We start from the raw sequence: 18,012 nt of genomic DNA, 5'->3' as shown, positions 1-18,012 counted from the left end.
ACCATTATAATAAAAAATATGAAACAGATATATCAACTCTTCCTGCTGTTTGTCCTACTATTAGGAAGTTCAAACATAGTTGCACAAAGTGATTCTTGCTATAATGCAACTCCATTTTGTGATAGTGTTAACCAATACGCTGCTACCGTTAATGGTCCTACAGCTCCAACAGGCAACAATTACGGTTGCTTAGTCACCCAACCCAATCCAACCTTTTTTACCTTAACCGTTTCTCAATCAGGAACAATTGACATTACTCTACAAAACACTGCTGGTGTAGATATTGATTATATTCTTTGGGGACCTTATCCCGATGCTGCAACCGCTCAAAGCTTTTGTGGCAATTTAGGACATGGTACAATTGCCAATGGAAATGTCGTTGATACCTGTAGTTATTCTGCTGTAGCTACCGAATTTGTACAAGTATCTAATGCTGTAGCAGGCTCGGTCTACATTTTGATGATTACCAACTTTTCTAATCAGCCAACGAATATTTTTAGTACCTCCAATGCAGGTACAGGTAGTATTGGCTGTCCCTGTAATTTAGGTTACAATATAGATACACTTAATTATCCTATTAACAATGGATTTTTAACCGATACAAGTGTTGTTTATGGGCAGTACGTTGTTTGCCCCAACGATCAACTTGGGATACAAATAGGTGTTTCGGGCAATCCCACGGATACCCTTCGAATATATCAACCTTTTACAACCATCAATAGTGTCTTCCCTGGTGCCTCTTTGTTTACCGCATCAGGGCTAAACCACGATACGATAAGTATAGGAGCCGTTTTCACTCCAGATCGTTCTCATATTGGAACACAACAATTTGACATAGCGGTCCAATCAACAACGCCAACCAATACCTGTCAAGAAATTGTAACCATAGAAGTCATTGTTCCGGGAATTGACTTGCGGGATACGACCATATGCTCGGGGGATAGTATAAAAATCCCCATAGATACCTTCCCTGTCACTTATGTTGGTTTCTCTCAATATAAGTGGACGCAGATAGGAGGTATTCCTGCCACTATTTCTGATGACACCTTGGCACAACCCAGTATTTCAGCTCCTCCCCTCCCCGCTGGAGTTGCCTACGATTCAATTGTTTTAGAGGTTGATTTTAGTTACGGTGGTTGTGTCACAGTTGATACCGTAACGATTATTGTCATCGGTATTCCTAATGCAGAGTTTACCTATCCCAATACTGTTTATTGCCAACAGGGACCAAGCAATCCAACAGGAGTCATTACTGGCACCCCTGGCGGAACCTTTTCTTCCAATACAGGAGTCGTTTTTGTCAATACACAAACAGGGGAAATAGACTTGGCTAATACACCAGTTGGCAACCATAATATCTTCTACGAATTATCTAGTCCAGGAGGTCAGTGTGATGCTAGAGATACATTTAATTTGTCAATTATAGGGATTACTACCTTCGAAGCAACTGCAAGTGAGTATTTTATTTGTGACAATGAATTGGACACTGTCCAACTTAACTTAAATGTTGTTTATGGTGGTACTGCCCCCAGTAGTCCAACCTATTCTTGGACACCAACAAGCAATTTAAACAATCCTAACATTCAAAATCCTCTTGCATTTCTAATAGAACCAGATACTTTTGTTGTTAGTTACGATGATGGTGTTTGTGCTGTACAAACAGATACTGTCTCTATTTCTTCCCCTTATCCAGCTAATATTACAGTTAGTCCAGATGCTACGATTTGTAATGGTGCAACAATACAACTAGGGGCAAGCGTAGCAGCAAGTTCTGGAAATCAAAATTTCTGTATCCCTGCATCAACTACTATTGTTACAGAGAATACAACTTTAGTTACCCTAAATGTTTCTGGAGTTGCACCTAGCGTTATCAACTCAGCACTTATAGCTTCGTTAAGTACTCAATTGGGTATTAATATGAATGCCATAGGGCATCTTACAATTGATTTAATTGCTCCTAGTGGAGAAGTTGTTACATTAAGTAATCGAAATGGAGGACTGAACACAGCCTTTCCTTCTTCAACCTTCTCTTCTGCGGCTGGAAATGCAGCAATTACATCCATACCTTTCTTTGGAGGAATTCCTGCGGGTTCATACTATCCACAAGCAGGAGCATCGGGTTTTAATACCTTGATTGGTGCCACCACAAATGGTACATGGACACTAAGAATTGTACACAACAATTCAGGTTTAGGAACAACTAATGGAACTTTAACAGATTGGTGCCTTACTTTCCAAGATTTATCGCAAGCGACTTTCTCTTGGAGTCCTAATTATAATATTAGTTGTGTGGCTTGTGATAGTCCTTTTGTAAATCCAACGGTTGATACTGCTTATATGGCCATTGCACAAAATGCATTTGGCTGTAGAGATACAGGTATTGTTAACATCACAATTGATTCTGCACTACCTGCCCCAATTTTAACTTGTGGAAATATTACATCAACTACTGTTACTTTTAACTGGGCACTTATTCCTGGTGCAGCCGGTTATAGCGTTTCTGTAAATGGTAATACTCCTAATATTGTGGGAGCAACCGTAGATTCTTTCCAAGTTACAGGCTTAACGCCTAGTCAATGTGCACAAATTACAGTTTTCGCTTTATCAGGTACATCTTGTCAAGATGGTGACCCTGATTCGCTGACATGCTGTGCCGTTGGATGTACAAGCATTGATCCAATTACAATAGGTACCAGCGGTCCAACGACATTCTGTTTTGGGCAATCTGTAACATTAGATGCAGGAGCTGGTTATAGCTCTTATCAATGGTCTACAGCTGTGAACGACACCAATCAAACAGTTACCGTTACAACCACACAATTAGTTAGTGTTACAACTACTGATGCATTGGGTTGTTTGGATACTGGCTCTGTACAAATTACCGTTACTCCTGGTCCAACTCCGACTATCGTGCCAAGTGGTTCGACTACATTGTGTGCAGGCGATACCGTATTCTTAGATGCGGGAAGCTTTGCCAATTACGCATGGAGTCCATCTGGGAATACACAAGTTATTCCAGCAACAACAAGTGCGGTTCATGTTGTTACTGTTACCGATGCACAAGGATGTATAGGCTTCGATTCTATTATTGTAAATGTTGGTGCACCACTATTAACACCAATTACAAAAACAGACTTATCTTGTAACGGCACTGTTCCTGGTGATGGAACAGCAACAGTAGCTCCTTCTGGTGGCTTTACTCCTTATAGTTATAACTGGAGTACAGGAGCCAATACTGCAACGATTAGTAATTTAGTGGCAGGTACTTATATTGTTACAGTAACGGATAATAACAATTGTGTTGCTATTGATAGCATCGTTATCAATGAACCTACTCCAGTAGTTGCTACGACAACAGGAACACCTGTTAGTTGTAATGGAAGTAGTGATGGAATTGCTCGTGCCTTTGGTTCAGGAGGAACACCTGGCTACAACTTCCTGTGGGATGCGAATACAGGTAACCAAACAACAGCCTTTGCAACAGGACTATTACCAGGTACTTACTGCGTAACTGTAACGGATGCCAATGGTTGTACAGATACTGCTTGTACTGTTATTCTACAAACAACTCAAACCTTTAGTGCAGGTGGCGATACGACAATTTGTGAAGGCGATACAACACAATTAACGGCGACCTTGGCTGATGGTTATACATGGACACCTGCGGGTAGTCTAAATAATGCTAATGCGCAAAATCCACTAGCATTCCCAACAACAACTACTACTTATTATGTTACTGCTGATATTTTATCTGGTGTTAACATTATTTATAATGGTGATTTTGAAGATGGAGACGTTGGGTTTTCTAGTGCCTATACAGTAGGAACAGGAGGTCCATTTGGACAATTATCCAATGCAGGAACATATGCAATTAATACCAACTCAAGTAATACACATAACAATTTTTCATCTTGTACAGATCATACTTCTTCCTCAGGTAACTTTATGATTGTAAATGGTTCTACTGTTGCCAATCAAAGTGTCTGGTGTCAAACAGTCAATGTAACCCCTAACACCGACTATCAATTTAGTACGTGGGTTACTTCGGTTGAAGCAACAAACCCTGCTAGTCTACAGTTTTCTATCAATGGTGTCAATGTAGGAAATCCATTTAGTGCAAGTTCTACAACTTGTCAATGGAATCAATTCTTTGCTACTTGGAATTCTGGCACGAACACCACTGCTACAATTTGTATTGTTAATCAAAATATTGGTAATGGTGGAAATGATTTCGGTCTGGATGACATAGAATTTGTGCCAATTTGTAATATGGTAGACTCTGTTGTCGTAACGGTAAATCCTAAACCTACCATTACGATTAATAACAATACTCCTATCTGTGAAAATGATACGATTAATCTAACTAGTAATGGAGGAGTTGCCTATAATTGGTCTGGTCCAAATGCATTTACTAGTGCTCAACAAAATCCAACCTTATTGAATGCTGTTGCAGCAAACAGTGGTCAATATATAGTTACAGTAACAACGGCTTTGGGTTGTAGTGATACAGCATCTACTAATGTGATTGTTAATCAACATCCTTCCGTGACTATCTCTAATACCCCAGTATTGTGTTTTGGAACTAGTACAGGAACTGCAACAGCAAACGTTACTGGTGGTGGCGGTGGATATACTTATACTTGGAGTAATACACAAACTGTTAATCCTATTACTAACCTACCAATAGGAAGTTATCAAGTTACAGTAATTGATGCGAATGGTTGTTTTGATAGTGCCAGTACTACCATAAGCGAACCAAGTCAAGTAACAGCAACAATAAGCACAACAGCAGTAAGCTGTCATGGTGGTACGGATGGTACTGCAACTGCAACAGTGGGTGGAGGTACTCCAGGAGTACCTGCATATACCTACGATTGGGGGACAGGAGCAACAGCTTCTGCCACAAGCTCTGGTCAAGCCGCAGGCGTGCATACCGTAACCATATCCGATGCCAATGGATGTTCAATCACAGAAAGTTATACCATTACAGAACCTTCTGCCATCAGCTTTACCGTATCAAGTACATCGGCAAGCTGTAACGGAGCTTCTGACGGAAGTGCGACGATCAATGCTAGTGGTGGTGTCGGAGGCTTTAGCTACGCATGGAATAGCAGTGCACAAACGACAGCAACGGCAACAGGTTTACCAGCAGGGTTGCATTGTGTAACGGTTACCGATGGGAATGGTTGTACGGTTGATACTTGTATTCAGGTGAACGAACCAGCAGGCTTTAGTAATATCAATTTCTCTACCATCAACGTGAGTTGTTTTGGTGGCTCAAATGGACAAGCAACCATTAGTCTAACTGGTGGTGTCGGAGCATATACTTATAACTGGAGTAATGGAGATAATACCGCAACGGCAACAGGATTAGATGCCAATACACATAGTGTTACCGTAACCGATGCCAATGGATGTACCGTAACAGCAAACGTAATTATTACAGAGCCAACGGCTTTACAACTAGGATTTGATGTAGATTCGGTACAATGTAAAAACGGAAATGATGGTTCGGTAACAGCCTTAGTTACTGGCGGAACCTTCCCATATAGCTATCAATGGGATCCATCAACTGGAAGTGGTGGACAGGTAACTGCTACAGCAAGTAATCTAACAGTAGGAACTTATACAGTAACTGTAACTGACTTTAATGGTTGTACCATTTTAGGTAGTGCTACGGTCTTTGAACCATCAACGGTATTAACTGCCGCCATCATCAATCAACTAAATCCATCGTGTCATGGAAGTTGTGATGGTAGCATAGAAGTAGATGCACAAGGAGCAACACCAAATTACACCTATCAATGGAGCAACGGACAAAATACAAGCATCGCCACCAACGTTTGTGCTGGAGCACATACCGTAACGGTAACCGATGCCAATGGTTGTAGTGTGAGCACAGGTTCTGTCTTAACCGAACCAACAGCTATCACATTAAATCCACAAGTTCTAAGCAACTACAATGGTGCTGCCATTAGTTGTACCGGAGCTGCCGATGGATCGGTTGGTGTGGTTGTGGCTGGTGGCAGTGGTGGTTACAGCTATGTTTGGAGCCCACAAGGACAAAATACCGCCAACATCAATGGTTTAGTAGCGGGGACTTATTGTGTCACCGTCACCGATGTAGCCGGTTGTCAAATGGATACTTGCATTACCATTGCTGACCCAGTACAATTAGCAGCCACCTACACCGCTGTTGATGTCTTGTGTCATGGAGATGCCAACGGACAAATCTTAGTCAATGCCACTCCTGGAACAGGAACCTTAGGAGTGAATGGTTATGAATATAAAATTACAGGACCTGGTCAAACAGGCAATGTCTTTAGCAATATCAATACTTACAACAATTTAGGAGCAGGTTCTTACACCGTTTTTGTACGAGATGGAAACAACTGTGAGATTGCACTGCCCATCTCTATTGGAGAACCCGACTCTGTTTTAATTGATTCAGTTATCGTGACAGATGTTTCTTGTCACGGGACGGCAACAGGAAGTGCGACAGCTTATCCAAGTGGTGGTGTTGGCAACTATACCTATACTTGGTCAACGACTCCTGTTCAAACAACCGCTACAGCGACTGGTTTAGCAGCAGGCGTCTACTCCGTAACGGTAGCCGATGCCAATGGTTGTGATCGAGTGGAGGTGTTTAATGTCAACGAACCAACCGTTCTAACAGGAAGCATTAGTGCTGATCCTATCGACTGTTTTGGTGGCACCACCAGTGCTACAGCACAAGGTAGTGGCGGAACACCAATTGGCTTGACCGCTTATGTGTATCGTTGGTCGAATGGTAGCAGTGCCGCCACGACCATAGGATTAAGTGCAGGCGTACATTGTGTGACGATCACCGATGCCAATGCTTGTACGCATGTAGAATGTGTGACGATTACTCAACCCTCAACGGCAGTAAGTGCTAGTATTAGTGCCCAAACCGATGCTAGTTGTAATGGCACGGCAACAGGAACAGCCACGGCTCAAGGAACTGGAGGAACCAGTCCTTACACTTATCAATGGGATGCCGCAGCAGGCAACCAAACCACAGCAACAGCAACAGGTTTGAGTGCGGGCATTTACACAGTCGTGGTGAGCGATACGAACAACTGTACGGCACAAACAACCGTCACGATTAGTGAACCTTCGGTTGTTTTGGCAACCATCAGCAGTACAACTCCTGCCACTTGTAATGGACAAGGGACAGGAAGTGCGACAGCCACCGTTAGTGGTGGTGTTGGACCATACACCTATCAATGGGATGCTGCGGCAGGCAGTCAAACGACGGCAACAGCGAGTAATTTAGCTGGCGGTACTTATGTCGTTACGGTAAGCGATGCGAATGGCTGTACTGGAATGGCTACGGCAATAGTAACACAACCAACCGCTGTGCAAGCAACCATTATTAATACAACCGATGTTTCTTGTCATGGTGGTAATGATGGAACAGCCTCCTTGGCAGTACAAGGAGGAACACCAACGAGTGGGTACACCTTCCAATGGAGTGGTGCTCCTGGACAAAATAGCCCGAATGCCACAGGCTTATCGGCGGGTGTACAAACTGTTACGGTCAGTGATGCCAATGGTTGTTTTGATATTGATACCTTTACCATCAATGAGCCAAACGATGCTTTGAGTGGTTATATTACAGCTGCCAATGCGCTTTGTTTCGGTTCTTCTACTGGAGAATTGGGAGCGGTTATCACAGGAGGAACAAGACCTTATCAATACGCATGGAATAGCACACCGGTTCAAACAACTGTTGTTGCCGATAGTTTACCCGCAGGCACCTACAACCTAAGCGTGACGGATGCCAATGGTTGTTCTTTAGAACTAACCAGTACAATTGGAGAACCCACAGAATTGACAGTTAGTGCCACCGTTCTACAACATGTTTCTTGTTTTGGAGGAAGTAATGGAGCTGTTGCCGTGAATGCTACCTCTGGTGGAGTTGGACCTTACACCTATGTTTGGACTGATCCAAGTGGACAAGTAGGATTAAATGCGTCGAATTTGAGTGCAGGAGCTATTTCGGTAATTGTTACAGATGCCAATGCTTGTACGGCAATGGCAACGGTAACCTTAACAGAAGGAACGCCCATCACGGTAACAGAAACAGTGAGCAACATCAGTTGCCATGGTTTGACCGATGGTTCCATCAACATTACTGGTTCGAACAAAGTATTGGTGAATTACAGCTGGTCAAATGGAATGGTGAGCAATCCTGTGACAGGCTTGGGTGCTGGTAATTATACAGTAACGGTAACGGATGCCGATGGTTGTCAAGAAACGTTTAACTACACGATAACAGAGCCTGCTCCAATTAGCTTGAGCATAGCTTCAACGAATAGCATCTTGTGTTATGGAGATGGCAATGCAGCTGCACAAGTGACAGCAACTGGCGGAACGAGTCCTTACAACTACAATTGGTCCAATGGTGCGACAACACGTACAGCGAGTAATTTGACACCAGGGACTTATGATGTAACAGTGACCGATAGTAGAGGTTGTTTTGAAACAACAAGCATCTCCATCGTAGAGCCAGAAGAATTGACTATTACAGGCAATACGACAGGCACATTGTGTGCAGGGGATCAAACAGGAACCTTGACCGCATTTGGATCAGGAGGAACAGTGACAGTTGGTTTGTTAGAATACAGTATTGATGGCAGTACGTGGCAAAATGGTAATATCTTCTCTGGCTTGGCGTCAGGAATTTATACCTTGTCGGTTCGAGATGAAAATGGCTGTGTTGCGGATACCATGTTGGTGGTAGAAGATGCAGATCCATTCTTTATCACAAGTATGACAGGCGATACAACCATCGAATACTTGGATAGCTTGACGATAGCAGCTAGTTTGAACGATACGGTAGGAGTGACTTACAGTTGGCAACAAATTTCTGGAGCAATGGGCTTGGTAACAGACAGCAGCTTTAGCTTTGGAATTAGACCACAGGATGCGGTACAATATCAATTTACAGCAACAAATAGCAATGGCTGTTCAGTGGATAGTATTGTCATGATAGAAGTAACCAAATTAAGAAGAGCGAATGCTCCAACAGGCTTTACGCCAAATGGAGATGGGGTGAATGATTACTTCTTTATTCAAGGTGGTTCAAAAGTTCAGACCGTAACGATCTTTAGAGTGTACGATAGATGGGGAACTTTGGTCTTTGAGGGCAACAACTCGGAGATTAATGTACCAGAACAAGGATGGAATGGAATCTATCGTGGTCGTCCAGCTCCTTCTGGAACATATACTTGGTATGCTGATGTCTTGTTTAAAGATGGACATACAGAACAAGTGAAAGGGAATATTACCCTTCTCAGGTAATAATCATTAATATTATTATAAAAAATTAGCCACTAGAAAATAAAATCTCTAGTGGCTTTTTTTATCTCATAGTGATCAATAATAACAATTCGTTGACTCCTACAATTCTATTACCTGATCGTTCGCTACGCTCATAAGATCACTATTACTTAGTTCTTTAATCTCTATATTTTGATTTTGTTAAATACCATAAATCCATTTTCAATTGGACAAAAAAAAATGCTACACTCTATGAGCATAACATTTTATGATTTATTCTAAGTTAATAAATTACTCTATCAAACTACTCAACTTTATGCAAATTTACAACAGGCACATATAACTGTCCTTTTTCGTTGAATCGCCCAATAACGATGCGTTGAACTTCCGAAGTGCCTTCATAGATTTGTGTAATTTTCGCATCACGCATCAAACGCTCTACGTGATATTCTTTTACAAAACCATATCCTCCATGCACCTGTACAGCCTCAACTGTTGTGCGCATAGCTACTTCAGAAGCATATAGTTTAGCTTGAGAACCTGCTAAATCATATTCCATGTGTTGGTCTTTTAACCAAGCAGCACGATATACCAACATTTTAGCAGCTTCTATTTCAGTTGCCATAGTAGCCAACTTAAAGCTAACACCTTGATGCTTAATAATTGGCTTTCCAAAAGCACTGCGCTCTTTGGCATAAGCAGAAGCTAATTCATAAGCACCTCCTGCAATTCCTAACGCTTGTGCAGCAATCCCTATACGACCACCAGAAAGCGTTTTCATAGCAAATTTAAATCCAAAGCCATCTGCTCCAATACGATTTTCTTTAGGAACTTTAACATCATTGTACATGATAGTGTGCGTATCTGAAGAACGGATTCCTAGCTTATCTTCTTTAGCTCCAATTACAACACCATCCCAATCTGTTTCAACAATAAAAGCATTAATTCCTCTGTGTCCTTTCTCTACATCCGTTTGTGCAATTACTAAGTGTACTCTAGATGTTCCTCCATTTGTAATCCAATTTTTGGTACCATTCAAAACATAATGGTCGCCCATATCAATCGCTGTTGTACGTTGAGAGGTAGCATCAGAGCCCGCTTCTGGTTCAGATAAACAAAAAGCACCAATCCATTCACCAGTGGCTAATTTTGTCAAATACTTTTGTTTTTGTTCTTCCGTTCCATACTCCTCTAATCCCCAACAAACCAATGAGTTGTTAACAGACATACAAACAGAACAGGAGTTATCTACTTTAGAAATTTCTTCCATAGCCAACACATAAGAAAGTGCATCCATTCCTCCTCCCCCATACTTAGGGTCAACCATCATCCCCAAAAAGCCAAGTTCCCCCATTTTTTTGAGTTGCTCAGTAGCGTGAATCATTTTAGAATCGCGCTCAATAACGCCAGGTAATAGTTCTTGTTGTGCAAAATCACGAGCAGCCTCTTTTACTGCTAAATGCTCTTCGGTTAATTCAAAATTCATAAACCTTGTGTTCTATATAGCATAGCCTTATGGCTATCACTGGTTAGTAAAAAGGATTGTTTATTATAAAATTTAGTACTTTTAAGAATTAGTCCTCCGTATGCACTAAATTTTCGACAAATATAAGATTTTAATTAAAAAATTAAGAATTATTTTCTTTGCTCTATATTGCCCATAGAAAATAACTCTTAACCTTCCCTCAAGTTACTTAACTTCTTTTCTTAAGTTTTAACAAAGTATGATAAGAATCTCCTATGAGTTCAAATGTATCCACTACTTCAAATCCTGTATCTACAGACATTTTTTTCATCTCTTCTGAATGATACATTTTGCTATTTCCATTAGCAATACAAGTAAAGTAAAGAGATGTTCCTACCAAACAGAATTCACTTGCAGGGAATCGTTGGTTATTCCAAAATGGCTCTAAAATGTAAACAAAAGCATTTTCGTCTACAGCATCATGTACTCGTTTTAAAATAGATAAAATTTCATCCGAACTAAAACAATCTAAAAACTGACTCATCCATACCGTATCTGCACCTTTTGGAATCGCTTGTTCTTCATCTAATAGATTGATTTCAAAATAGCTGATTCGATCCGAATAAGGCTCTTTGGCATTTGTTTCCTTCGCTACATTTAGCTGTCCAGGTAAGTCTAACATTTTTATGTTGACTTGATCGTTGTATTCGCAACAAGCTCTTGCCCATTTTCCTGTATTGCCTCCAATATCAAATAAATTGTGCACAGGCTCTTTAAATACAAGGTCTAAAGCATAAGGAAAAGCATCATCAGAATAAAAATGATCAAACTCAAACCAAGATTTTTTGACTTGATCTGGCAATTGAGACAAACCTTCGTATACTGTTGGCCAATCACCAAAGACTTTTAGACCAGCAGGTTTTCCTTCTACAATAGACTCTTTTAAATGCTCCAAACCTGCATAACAAACATCTTTAGCAAAATTCATATTAACCTCTGTCATTCGATCCGAACGGATAAAGCGTCCAACAGTTGTCAATCTGTATTTTTTTTCCTCGTCTTGCTCAACAATATTAATGCACAAACCAGCCTCTAAAAGAACTTTTACGCCATAATGTGACAATCCTGTTTGTTCTGCAATTTCTTCTAAAGTAAGTCCTACTCTAGCTTTAGCTATAACGTCTAAAATATTTAGTTCCTTAAGACATACTGTTGCGTGAAAAAAGATAGGTGCAAATGCTATTTTTTGCGCTTCATACTTTGCTTCAATAGCAGACATTCGATTTGCCATATTGTTTCTAATTTTAATCTTTAATGGTTATTTTATTTATAATAGTCCACTGTGTTGGCTACTTTATCATTTACAATGCTTTACACCCTATACTGCGTAAAACTTATATGACTTAGCATTAAACGACACCGTGGGTTATTGTTTATTAGAAAAGTTGTAAAAAACAGGCTAAATAGTTTGAACAAACCCATTCTTTTCACTCTGTATTAAAGGTTTAAAGGTAAAAGAACTATTAATTAAGTTGGTTATAATTCCTATATTTTAAGTAATCGTTGAGAAAAGTTATCTCCCTTATTTTTCAGGTTCCACTTATTTAAGAAAAATCATGTTTCAGCTCTTTGCCTTTCTTATTTGCTTTCATTGGATAGAAATTTCCCCCAAAATAGGTTTTATTATCGTTTTAAGGTATAGTAAATTGCTAATTTTTTAGTTTTTCAAAGAAAAACATCAAGTGGTGTTCTTTTTCATTTAACAAGCCAAGCCCTAACCACTTAATTATCAAAACAAAACACATTAAAAACTAAAAATCATCTACTACCCATTGTTTTTTAGACTATAAGTTGTTTTTATTTGTCAATTAATGACTTACAAAGGTAGGGGAAGGCTAAATTAAAACGGTTTTATATGTAAATATAAAATTATTGCAATGTGGCAATCTTTTTGAGCTTTATAATCGTTCCATTGGTATTAGCACTTATTTTGTGCATTTATCCAAAACATCAATCCAATTTTCCAAATATCAATAGTTTATTCGGTATGTTTCTTCGTTTAATCTTCCTTTTATTTTGCAGTTGTCTTTGTCTCGTATCTTTTGCCCAGCCTAGCAATGACGATTGTCACAATGCGACTCCTTTACCTATTAGTAGCAATTGGTGTTCTCCAGTTGCCGCTTACACCAATGTAGGAGCAACAGCATCCAATTTTCCTACTTCCCCGTGTTTTAGTAATAATAATGGAGATGTTTGGTTTAGTTTTGTAGCGGTAGGAACTGATATCAATATTACCGTAAACGGGAGTCAAGCACCAACACCAGGAGGCACACTATTGCGTCCTCAAATTGCTCTTTATACAGGCACTTGTACGAGTAGTGGTGGCACCTTATCACACTTGCAATGTCAAAATGCTTCTGCTGGAAATAACATTGTCGACTTGTACAAGGGGGCATTGGTCATTGGGCAAACTTACTTTTTGCGTATAAAAGGAAACTTGGGTAGTACTGGAACATTCCAGATTTGTGCTCAAAACTATAATGGTCCTGCCCTACCAGGCTCTGATTGTAATTCTGCATCTGTTCTTTGTGATAAATCTTCCTTTGTTGTTCAAAGCGTTGTAGGAGCTGGCTTAGATCCTGATGAAGCATCCAATAGTTGCCTGGGAGGTTTAGGAGGAAATTCTGAATCCAATTCTACTTGGTTTAAGTGGACCTGTGACCAAAGTGGCTCTCTGACATTTACGTTGACTCCTAATAATGCCTCTGATGATTTGGATTTTGTTCTTTACGAACTGCCCAATGGAATTAACAACTGTGTAGGAAAAACGGTACTTCGCTGTATGGCTGCTGGTGAGGCTGTTGCCAACTACCCCACCCCTTGTCATGGTCCTACAGGGCTAAGAGCCACCTCAAACGATACCAATGAACAACCTGGGTGCTCGCAAGGACAAGACAATTGGCTATCTCCTGCCAATTTAGTGGCAGGAAGGAGTTATGCCTTACTGATTAATAATTTCACCTCCACAGGCAATGGTTTTCAAATGGATTTTGGTGGAACAGCAACCTTTCAGGGACCTACTGCTGATTTTAATGTCTCTGCTCCTAGTACAAATTGTGCTAGTGAAACATGGACCTTTACAGATAATTCTAGTTTTGCCTTTGGAAATATTGCCAATTGGTCTTGGACATTTGGAACTGGTGCAAGCCCTGCAACTGCCAATACACAAGGTCCTCATAACGTGACCTATAATACTCCAGGTCAAAAATCGGCTGTTTTATCTGTAGAAACGACAGAGGGCTGTCTAGTGACACATGTTGTTTTGTTAAATGTCGATTCATGCTGCCAAACAGTCAATGCTTTACAATATACCACCGCCACTACAGATGTTTTGTGTCGAGATAATCCAGATGGTGTAGCAACTATTACTCCAACTACCACCCACCTAACGCCTTATTCTTACAGTTGGTCTACTGGTAATACAGGAAATACAATCAATAATTTGTTAGTTGGAAACTATATGGTTAGTATTTCGAATGGTATTTGTACAGCAGAAGAAACACTGACCATTGGAGGACCACCGCCTTGGGAATTGACAGATAGCATCGTTCGTCCTACCTGTGATGGAGGAACAGATGGTGCCATTTTAGTACTTAATAGCAATGGGTCAAATGGTGCTCCCTATCTTTATAATTGGGATAATACAGGATTTAGCACCAATACATCTTATAATAACCTATCAAACGGAACGTACAACTTGACACTTCAAGATAATCAAGGTTGTGATACCATAATTAGTTATCAAGTTCAAGAATTGGTTTTACAATTAGATCCTGTTGCGTCAGGGATTGTTCATCCAAGTTGCTTTGGTTATGCTGATGGTAGTATCCAAGTAGTGGCACAAAACGGCTTAGCCCCTTATTCTTATATTTGGAATCATAATGCTACAGGAGCACAATTAAATAACCTGCCTGAGGGTACCTATACTTTAGATACCGTATGGGATGCCAATCGCTGTAGGACATGGGCACCTGTCAATTTTACGCTAACCGCACCTGATTCACTTCAAATTGTACTCGATAGTGTAGAAGTTAGTTGTACGGGAAATCCCAATGGTGCTTTAATTCCTATTGTATCAGGGGGTACCTATGCTTATCAGTATCAATGGTCAACCTTCCAGTCGGATTCTATTGCCACCAATTTAAGAGCGGGCAACTATCAACTCACTGTAACAGATGCTAATGGCTGTACTAAAACCATCCAAACTAGTTTGACGGAACCTCCTATTCTTCGAGTCAACTACGATGTTCAAGATGTTAGTTGCTTTGGATACTCTGACGGACGTATTCGGATTATTGGACAGGGCGGTCGTCCTGGATATACCTATTCTATGGATGGCATCAACTTTAGTTCGGTTGATAGCTTTGCGGTTCCTGCTGGAACTACGTACAAATTATACCTACAAGATGCTGCTGGCTGTAGAGCTGAATATAGTCCTGTTGTTGTCCAAGAACCCGACTTATTAGTTGTTGATGCTGGACGAGATACTACCATTGAATTGGGTGCCACCTTAGACGTAGAAGCAAAACTTAGTTTTTTTGATTATTATACCTATGATTGGTCTGTTAATACAGGAGACATAACTTGTCCTCCTTGTCGTAAAACAACCATACAACCAGTCGATGATCGTAAGTACTATAGCGTTTTAGTAACAACACAAGCGGGATGTATTGCTAGGGATTCTTTTTTAGTGGTTGTTGAAAAAGATCGAGATTTATTTATCCCCAATGCATTTTCTCCTAATAATGATGGGCAGAACGACATCCATGATGTTTACAGTGGCAATGATGTGGCAATGATCAAACGTTATTTGATTTTTGATCGATGGGGGGATTTAGTTTGTAACAAAGAAAATATCCCTAGTCATTGGAAAAACTTTGGATGGGACGGCACTTTTAGAGGTCAAAAGTTGCAAACAGGAGTTTATGTTTATATGGTTGAGGTAGAGTTTATTGATGGCGCCGTTATTCGATATTCTGGCGACTTAACGTTATTCCGATAATTCATTCTCTTTTTTAAATGCTTATTCTAATCTATTCTTTCATTGCAATAGGAGTTCCTTTAATCCAATGGTTCATCAATTCAATGTTATCCAATAAGTTTCCAACAACGAATAACTTTGATTTTCCTAACACAATGGATTCATTCCAAAGTTCTTTACGGACTTGTTTATTACCAGAATAACTAGCATGTACAAAGTAAAGGTTGTTTTTAGTATTCCACAAATAGCCAACATGTGTGTCTAATCCTACGATATAAATACCACTAGGTTGTGTATCCAAATAAGCCTTTAGTTTGTTTAATTGATTAAATGCTTGAATACTTTTCTTCGGACATAGGGTTCTGATAATGATAGAAGCAGCTTGCTGAGCTAATTTTACTCGTGGTAGTGTAAAACCACAATGCTCAAGTGTTGTGGTTACAAAATAGCCGCAAGCAATTTTCCCTTTTCGGGGCTTCTCTGTTGTACCGTTAAAATCCCAAGTTGTACCATACCAATAAGAAAAAACGCTATCTGTTAAAGTAGTATACAAATAGTTTTTAGCCATTTTTTGAAGCGTTGGTAGACGTTGTGGGTGAGATTTCCATTCTTTTTCAAAATCTAGCCGCCTCTTATGAATCGTATGTTTAGCATTGCCATAAGCCAATAAATGTGCTTCAATATCAAAACTTTTATAAGCTACATATTCCTTTATGGCAATACAAATAGTAATGCTAATGATTGTTGTCCATATCAGTATTCGATTCATGTTATTGAATTGTTTTTGGCGTTGCATCTACTTTTTTCAAAGACTTTATAGAGCCCAAATCTTTTAGAGCAACCTTGCGTTCTTTACTCTGCCATTTGCCTAAGTGGGTACGCATGCGCTTAGCTACAGATCGCATCGCTTGTACTTGACTTGTTGTTATATCAAAGTAGACTTGAGGACTATCTTCAAATGCTGTCACAGGCAATACTGCATACGTCCAGTCAAAGCCTTCTCTTAAATCCATATTATAACGTCCTTGTATATAGCGCCAAGCTAAAATATAATCATGCGCTCCAATTGTAGTTTGGTTTGTTTGGCTATTTTTTACTAATTCTAATTCAAAGATAAGACCAATATCCGTATTTGTTCGGTATTGATTAGAGATAAAATTTCCTAAAGAGTAGGTGACCAATACTTCTCGAAAAGTAGAAGAATCTTCTTGCCAAATAGTATCTGTCTTAATTGGTTGTATGACATGAGGATGCGCCCCAATGACAACATCTACCCCATTTTCCCACAAAAACTGCGTATATTCAACTTGACTTCTATGTTCGTTTAATTTGTATTCTTTTCCCCAATGCATAATGGCAATAATCATATCAGGTTTTGCCGCTTTGGCTTGTACAATATCCTTATAAATTTGATTTTGCTCGATCATATTGACAATACAAGGCTCTTTGGTTTTAAGCCCATTCGTTGCATAAGTATAATTAATAAAAGCCAAGCGAAAAGTTGTTCCATCCACTTTTTTCTCTACAATTAAAGGATAAAGAGAGTCTCGCTCTGCTTGGTTTTTGAAGGTTCCTGTATGTTTGATTCCTAGAGAATCTAAAACATCTATGGTATGTGTTAAACCGTATTTAAATCCATCGTTGGAATGATTGTTACAAGTTGTCAACAAATCGAAACCTGCATCTTTTAAGTACGCAGCTAAGATATCTGGCGACCGAAACATTGGATATCCCGTATAACGCCCTTTGTTGCTCAAAGTAAGTTCCAAGTTTCCAATCATCAAGTCTGCTTCCTCAAAAATAGGTTTAACATACCTAAAACAAGTTTCATAATCAAAATCACTCATATCCCTACTCTTCATCTTAGAAGGCTCGCCAACTGCCGCACGAATTTGGTTGTCGTGTCCCATGATATCTCCCACAAAAGTCAACTTTATCCGATGCAAACTATCTACTAACAATACTTCTTTGGTTGAAGTGTCGATTGGTTGGTTAGCTAAATTTGTAATAGTAGTTGGAGTATCCACATTCGTACACGATAGTGTACAACTTGCCAGTAGAATTAGATAAGAGGTAATTTTCATAGTTATTTTATTAAGCAGCTGCCATTAATCATAATTCAATCATACTACTAATACAACAATTCTCAATCAAAAATATTTGGATAAAATACAAAAACATCTGCACAGTTCTATCTAAA

Annotated in this window: 6 protein-coding genes; 2 read left to right on the top strand and 4 right to left on the bottom strand. The window is 39.7% G+C overall.

What is annotated here, in order from left to right:
• The first annotated feature begins 18 nt into the window (after positions 1 to 18).
• Entirely contained in the window at positions 19 to 9,327 is a 9,309-nt protein-coding gene (locus tag QP953_RS08590; RefSeq protein WP_309554645.1) for a gliding motility-associated C-terminal domain-containing protein, read from the top strand.
• Between the two features lie 283 nt (positions 9,328 to 9,610).
• Here QP953_RS08590 and QP953_RS08585 read toward each other — a convergent pair whose 3' ends face one another.
• Complete coding sequence (locus tag QP953_RS08585) at positions 9,611 to 10,792, bottom strand: acyl-CoA dehydrogenase family protein (protein ID WP_052595758.1); 1,182 nt, start codon at positions 10,790 to 10,792, stop codon at positions 9,611 to 9,613.
• Positions 10,793 to 11,000: 208 nt separating this feature from the next.
• Positions 11,001 to 12,062, bottom strand: a complete 1,062-nt coding sequence (locus tag QP953_RS08580; RefSeq protein WP_052595760.1) for a methyltransferase — start codon at positions 12,060 to 12,062, stop codon at positions 11,001 to 11,003.
• Between the two features lie 756 nt (positions 12,063 to 12,818).
• Here QP953_RS08580 and QP953_RS08575 point away from each other — a divergent pair.
• Positions 12,819 to 15,833 carry a gliding motility-associated C-terminal domain-containing protein gene (locus QP953_RS08575; protein ID WP_309554644.1) on the top strand — a complete coding sequence of 1,005 codons (3,015 nt, stop codon included), beginning with the start codon at positions 12,819 to 12,821 and terminating at the stop codon, positions 15,831 to 15,833.
• A 31-nt stretch (positions 15,834 to 15,864) separates the two neighbouring features.
• Here the strand turns inward: QP953_RS08575 and QP953_RS08570 are convergent, their stop codons facing one another.
• Positions 15,865 to 16,581 carry a hypothetical protein gene (locus tag QP953_RS08570; protein WP_156039727.1) on the bottom strand — a complete coding sequence of 239 codons (717 nt, stop codon included), beginning with the start codon at positions 16,579 to 16,581 and terminating at the stop codon, positions 15,865 to 15,867.
• 1 nt (position 16,582) lies between these two features.
• On the bottom strand, positions 16,583 to 17,896 hold the full coding sequence (locus tag QP953_RS08565; RefSeq protein WP_052595765.1) for a CapA family protein: 1,314 nt from the start codon (positions 17,894 to 17,896) through the stop codon (positions 16,583 to 16,585).
• Positions 17,897 to 18,012 lie beyond the last annotated feature (116 nt).

The sequence above is a fragment of the Aureispira sp. CCB-E genome, assembly GCF_031326345.1.
GTDB lineage: Bacteria > Bacteroidota > Bacteroidia > Chitinophagales > Saprospiraceae > Aureispira.
The sequence above is the reverse complement of the archived record's forward strand: the minus strand, read 5'-3'. Positions and strand labels throughout refer to the sequence as shown.

Excerpts from the sequence above, each read along its gene's own strand:
- QP953_RS08570 (WP_156039727.1), bottom strand. The coding sequence starts at position 16,581 with ATGAATCGAATACTGATATGGACAACAATCATTAGCATTACTATTTGT.
- QP953_RS08590 (WP_309554645.1), top strand. The coding sequence starts at position 19 with ATGAAACAGATATATCAACTCTTCCTGCTGTTTGTCCTACTATTAGGA.
- QP953_RS08565 (WP_052595765.1), bottom strand. The coding sequence starts at position 17,896 with ATGAAAATTACCTCTTATCTAATTCTACTGGCAAGTTGTACACTATCG.
- QP953_RS08575 (WP_309554644.1), top strand. The coding sequence starts at position 12,819 with ATGTTTCTTCGTTTAATCTTCCTTTTATTTTGCAGTTGTCTTTGTCTC.
- QP953_RS08580 (WP_052595760.1), bottom strand. The coding sequence starts at position 12,062 with ATGGCAAATCGAATGTCTGCTATTGAAGCAAAGTATGAAGCGCAAAAA.
- QP953_RS08585 (WP_052595758.1), bottom strand. The coding sequence starts at position 10,792 with ATGAATTTTGAATTAACCGAAGAGCATTTAGCAGTAAAAGAGGCTGCT.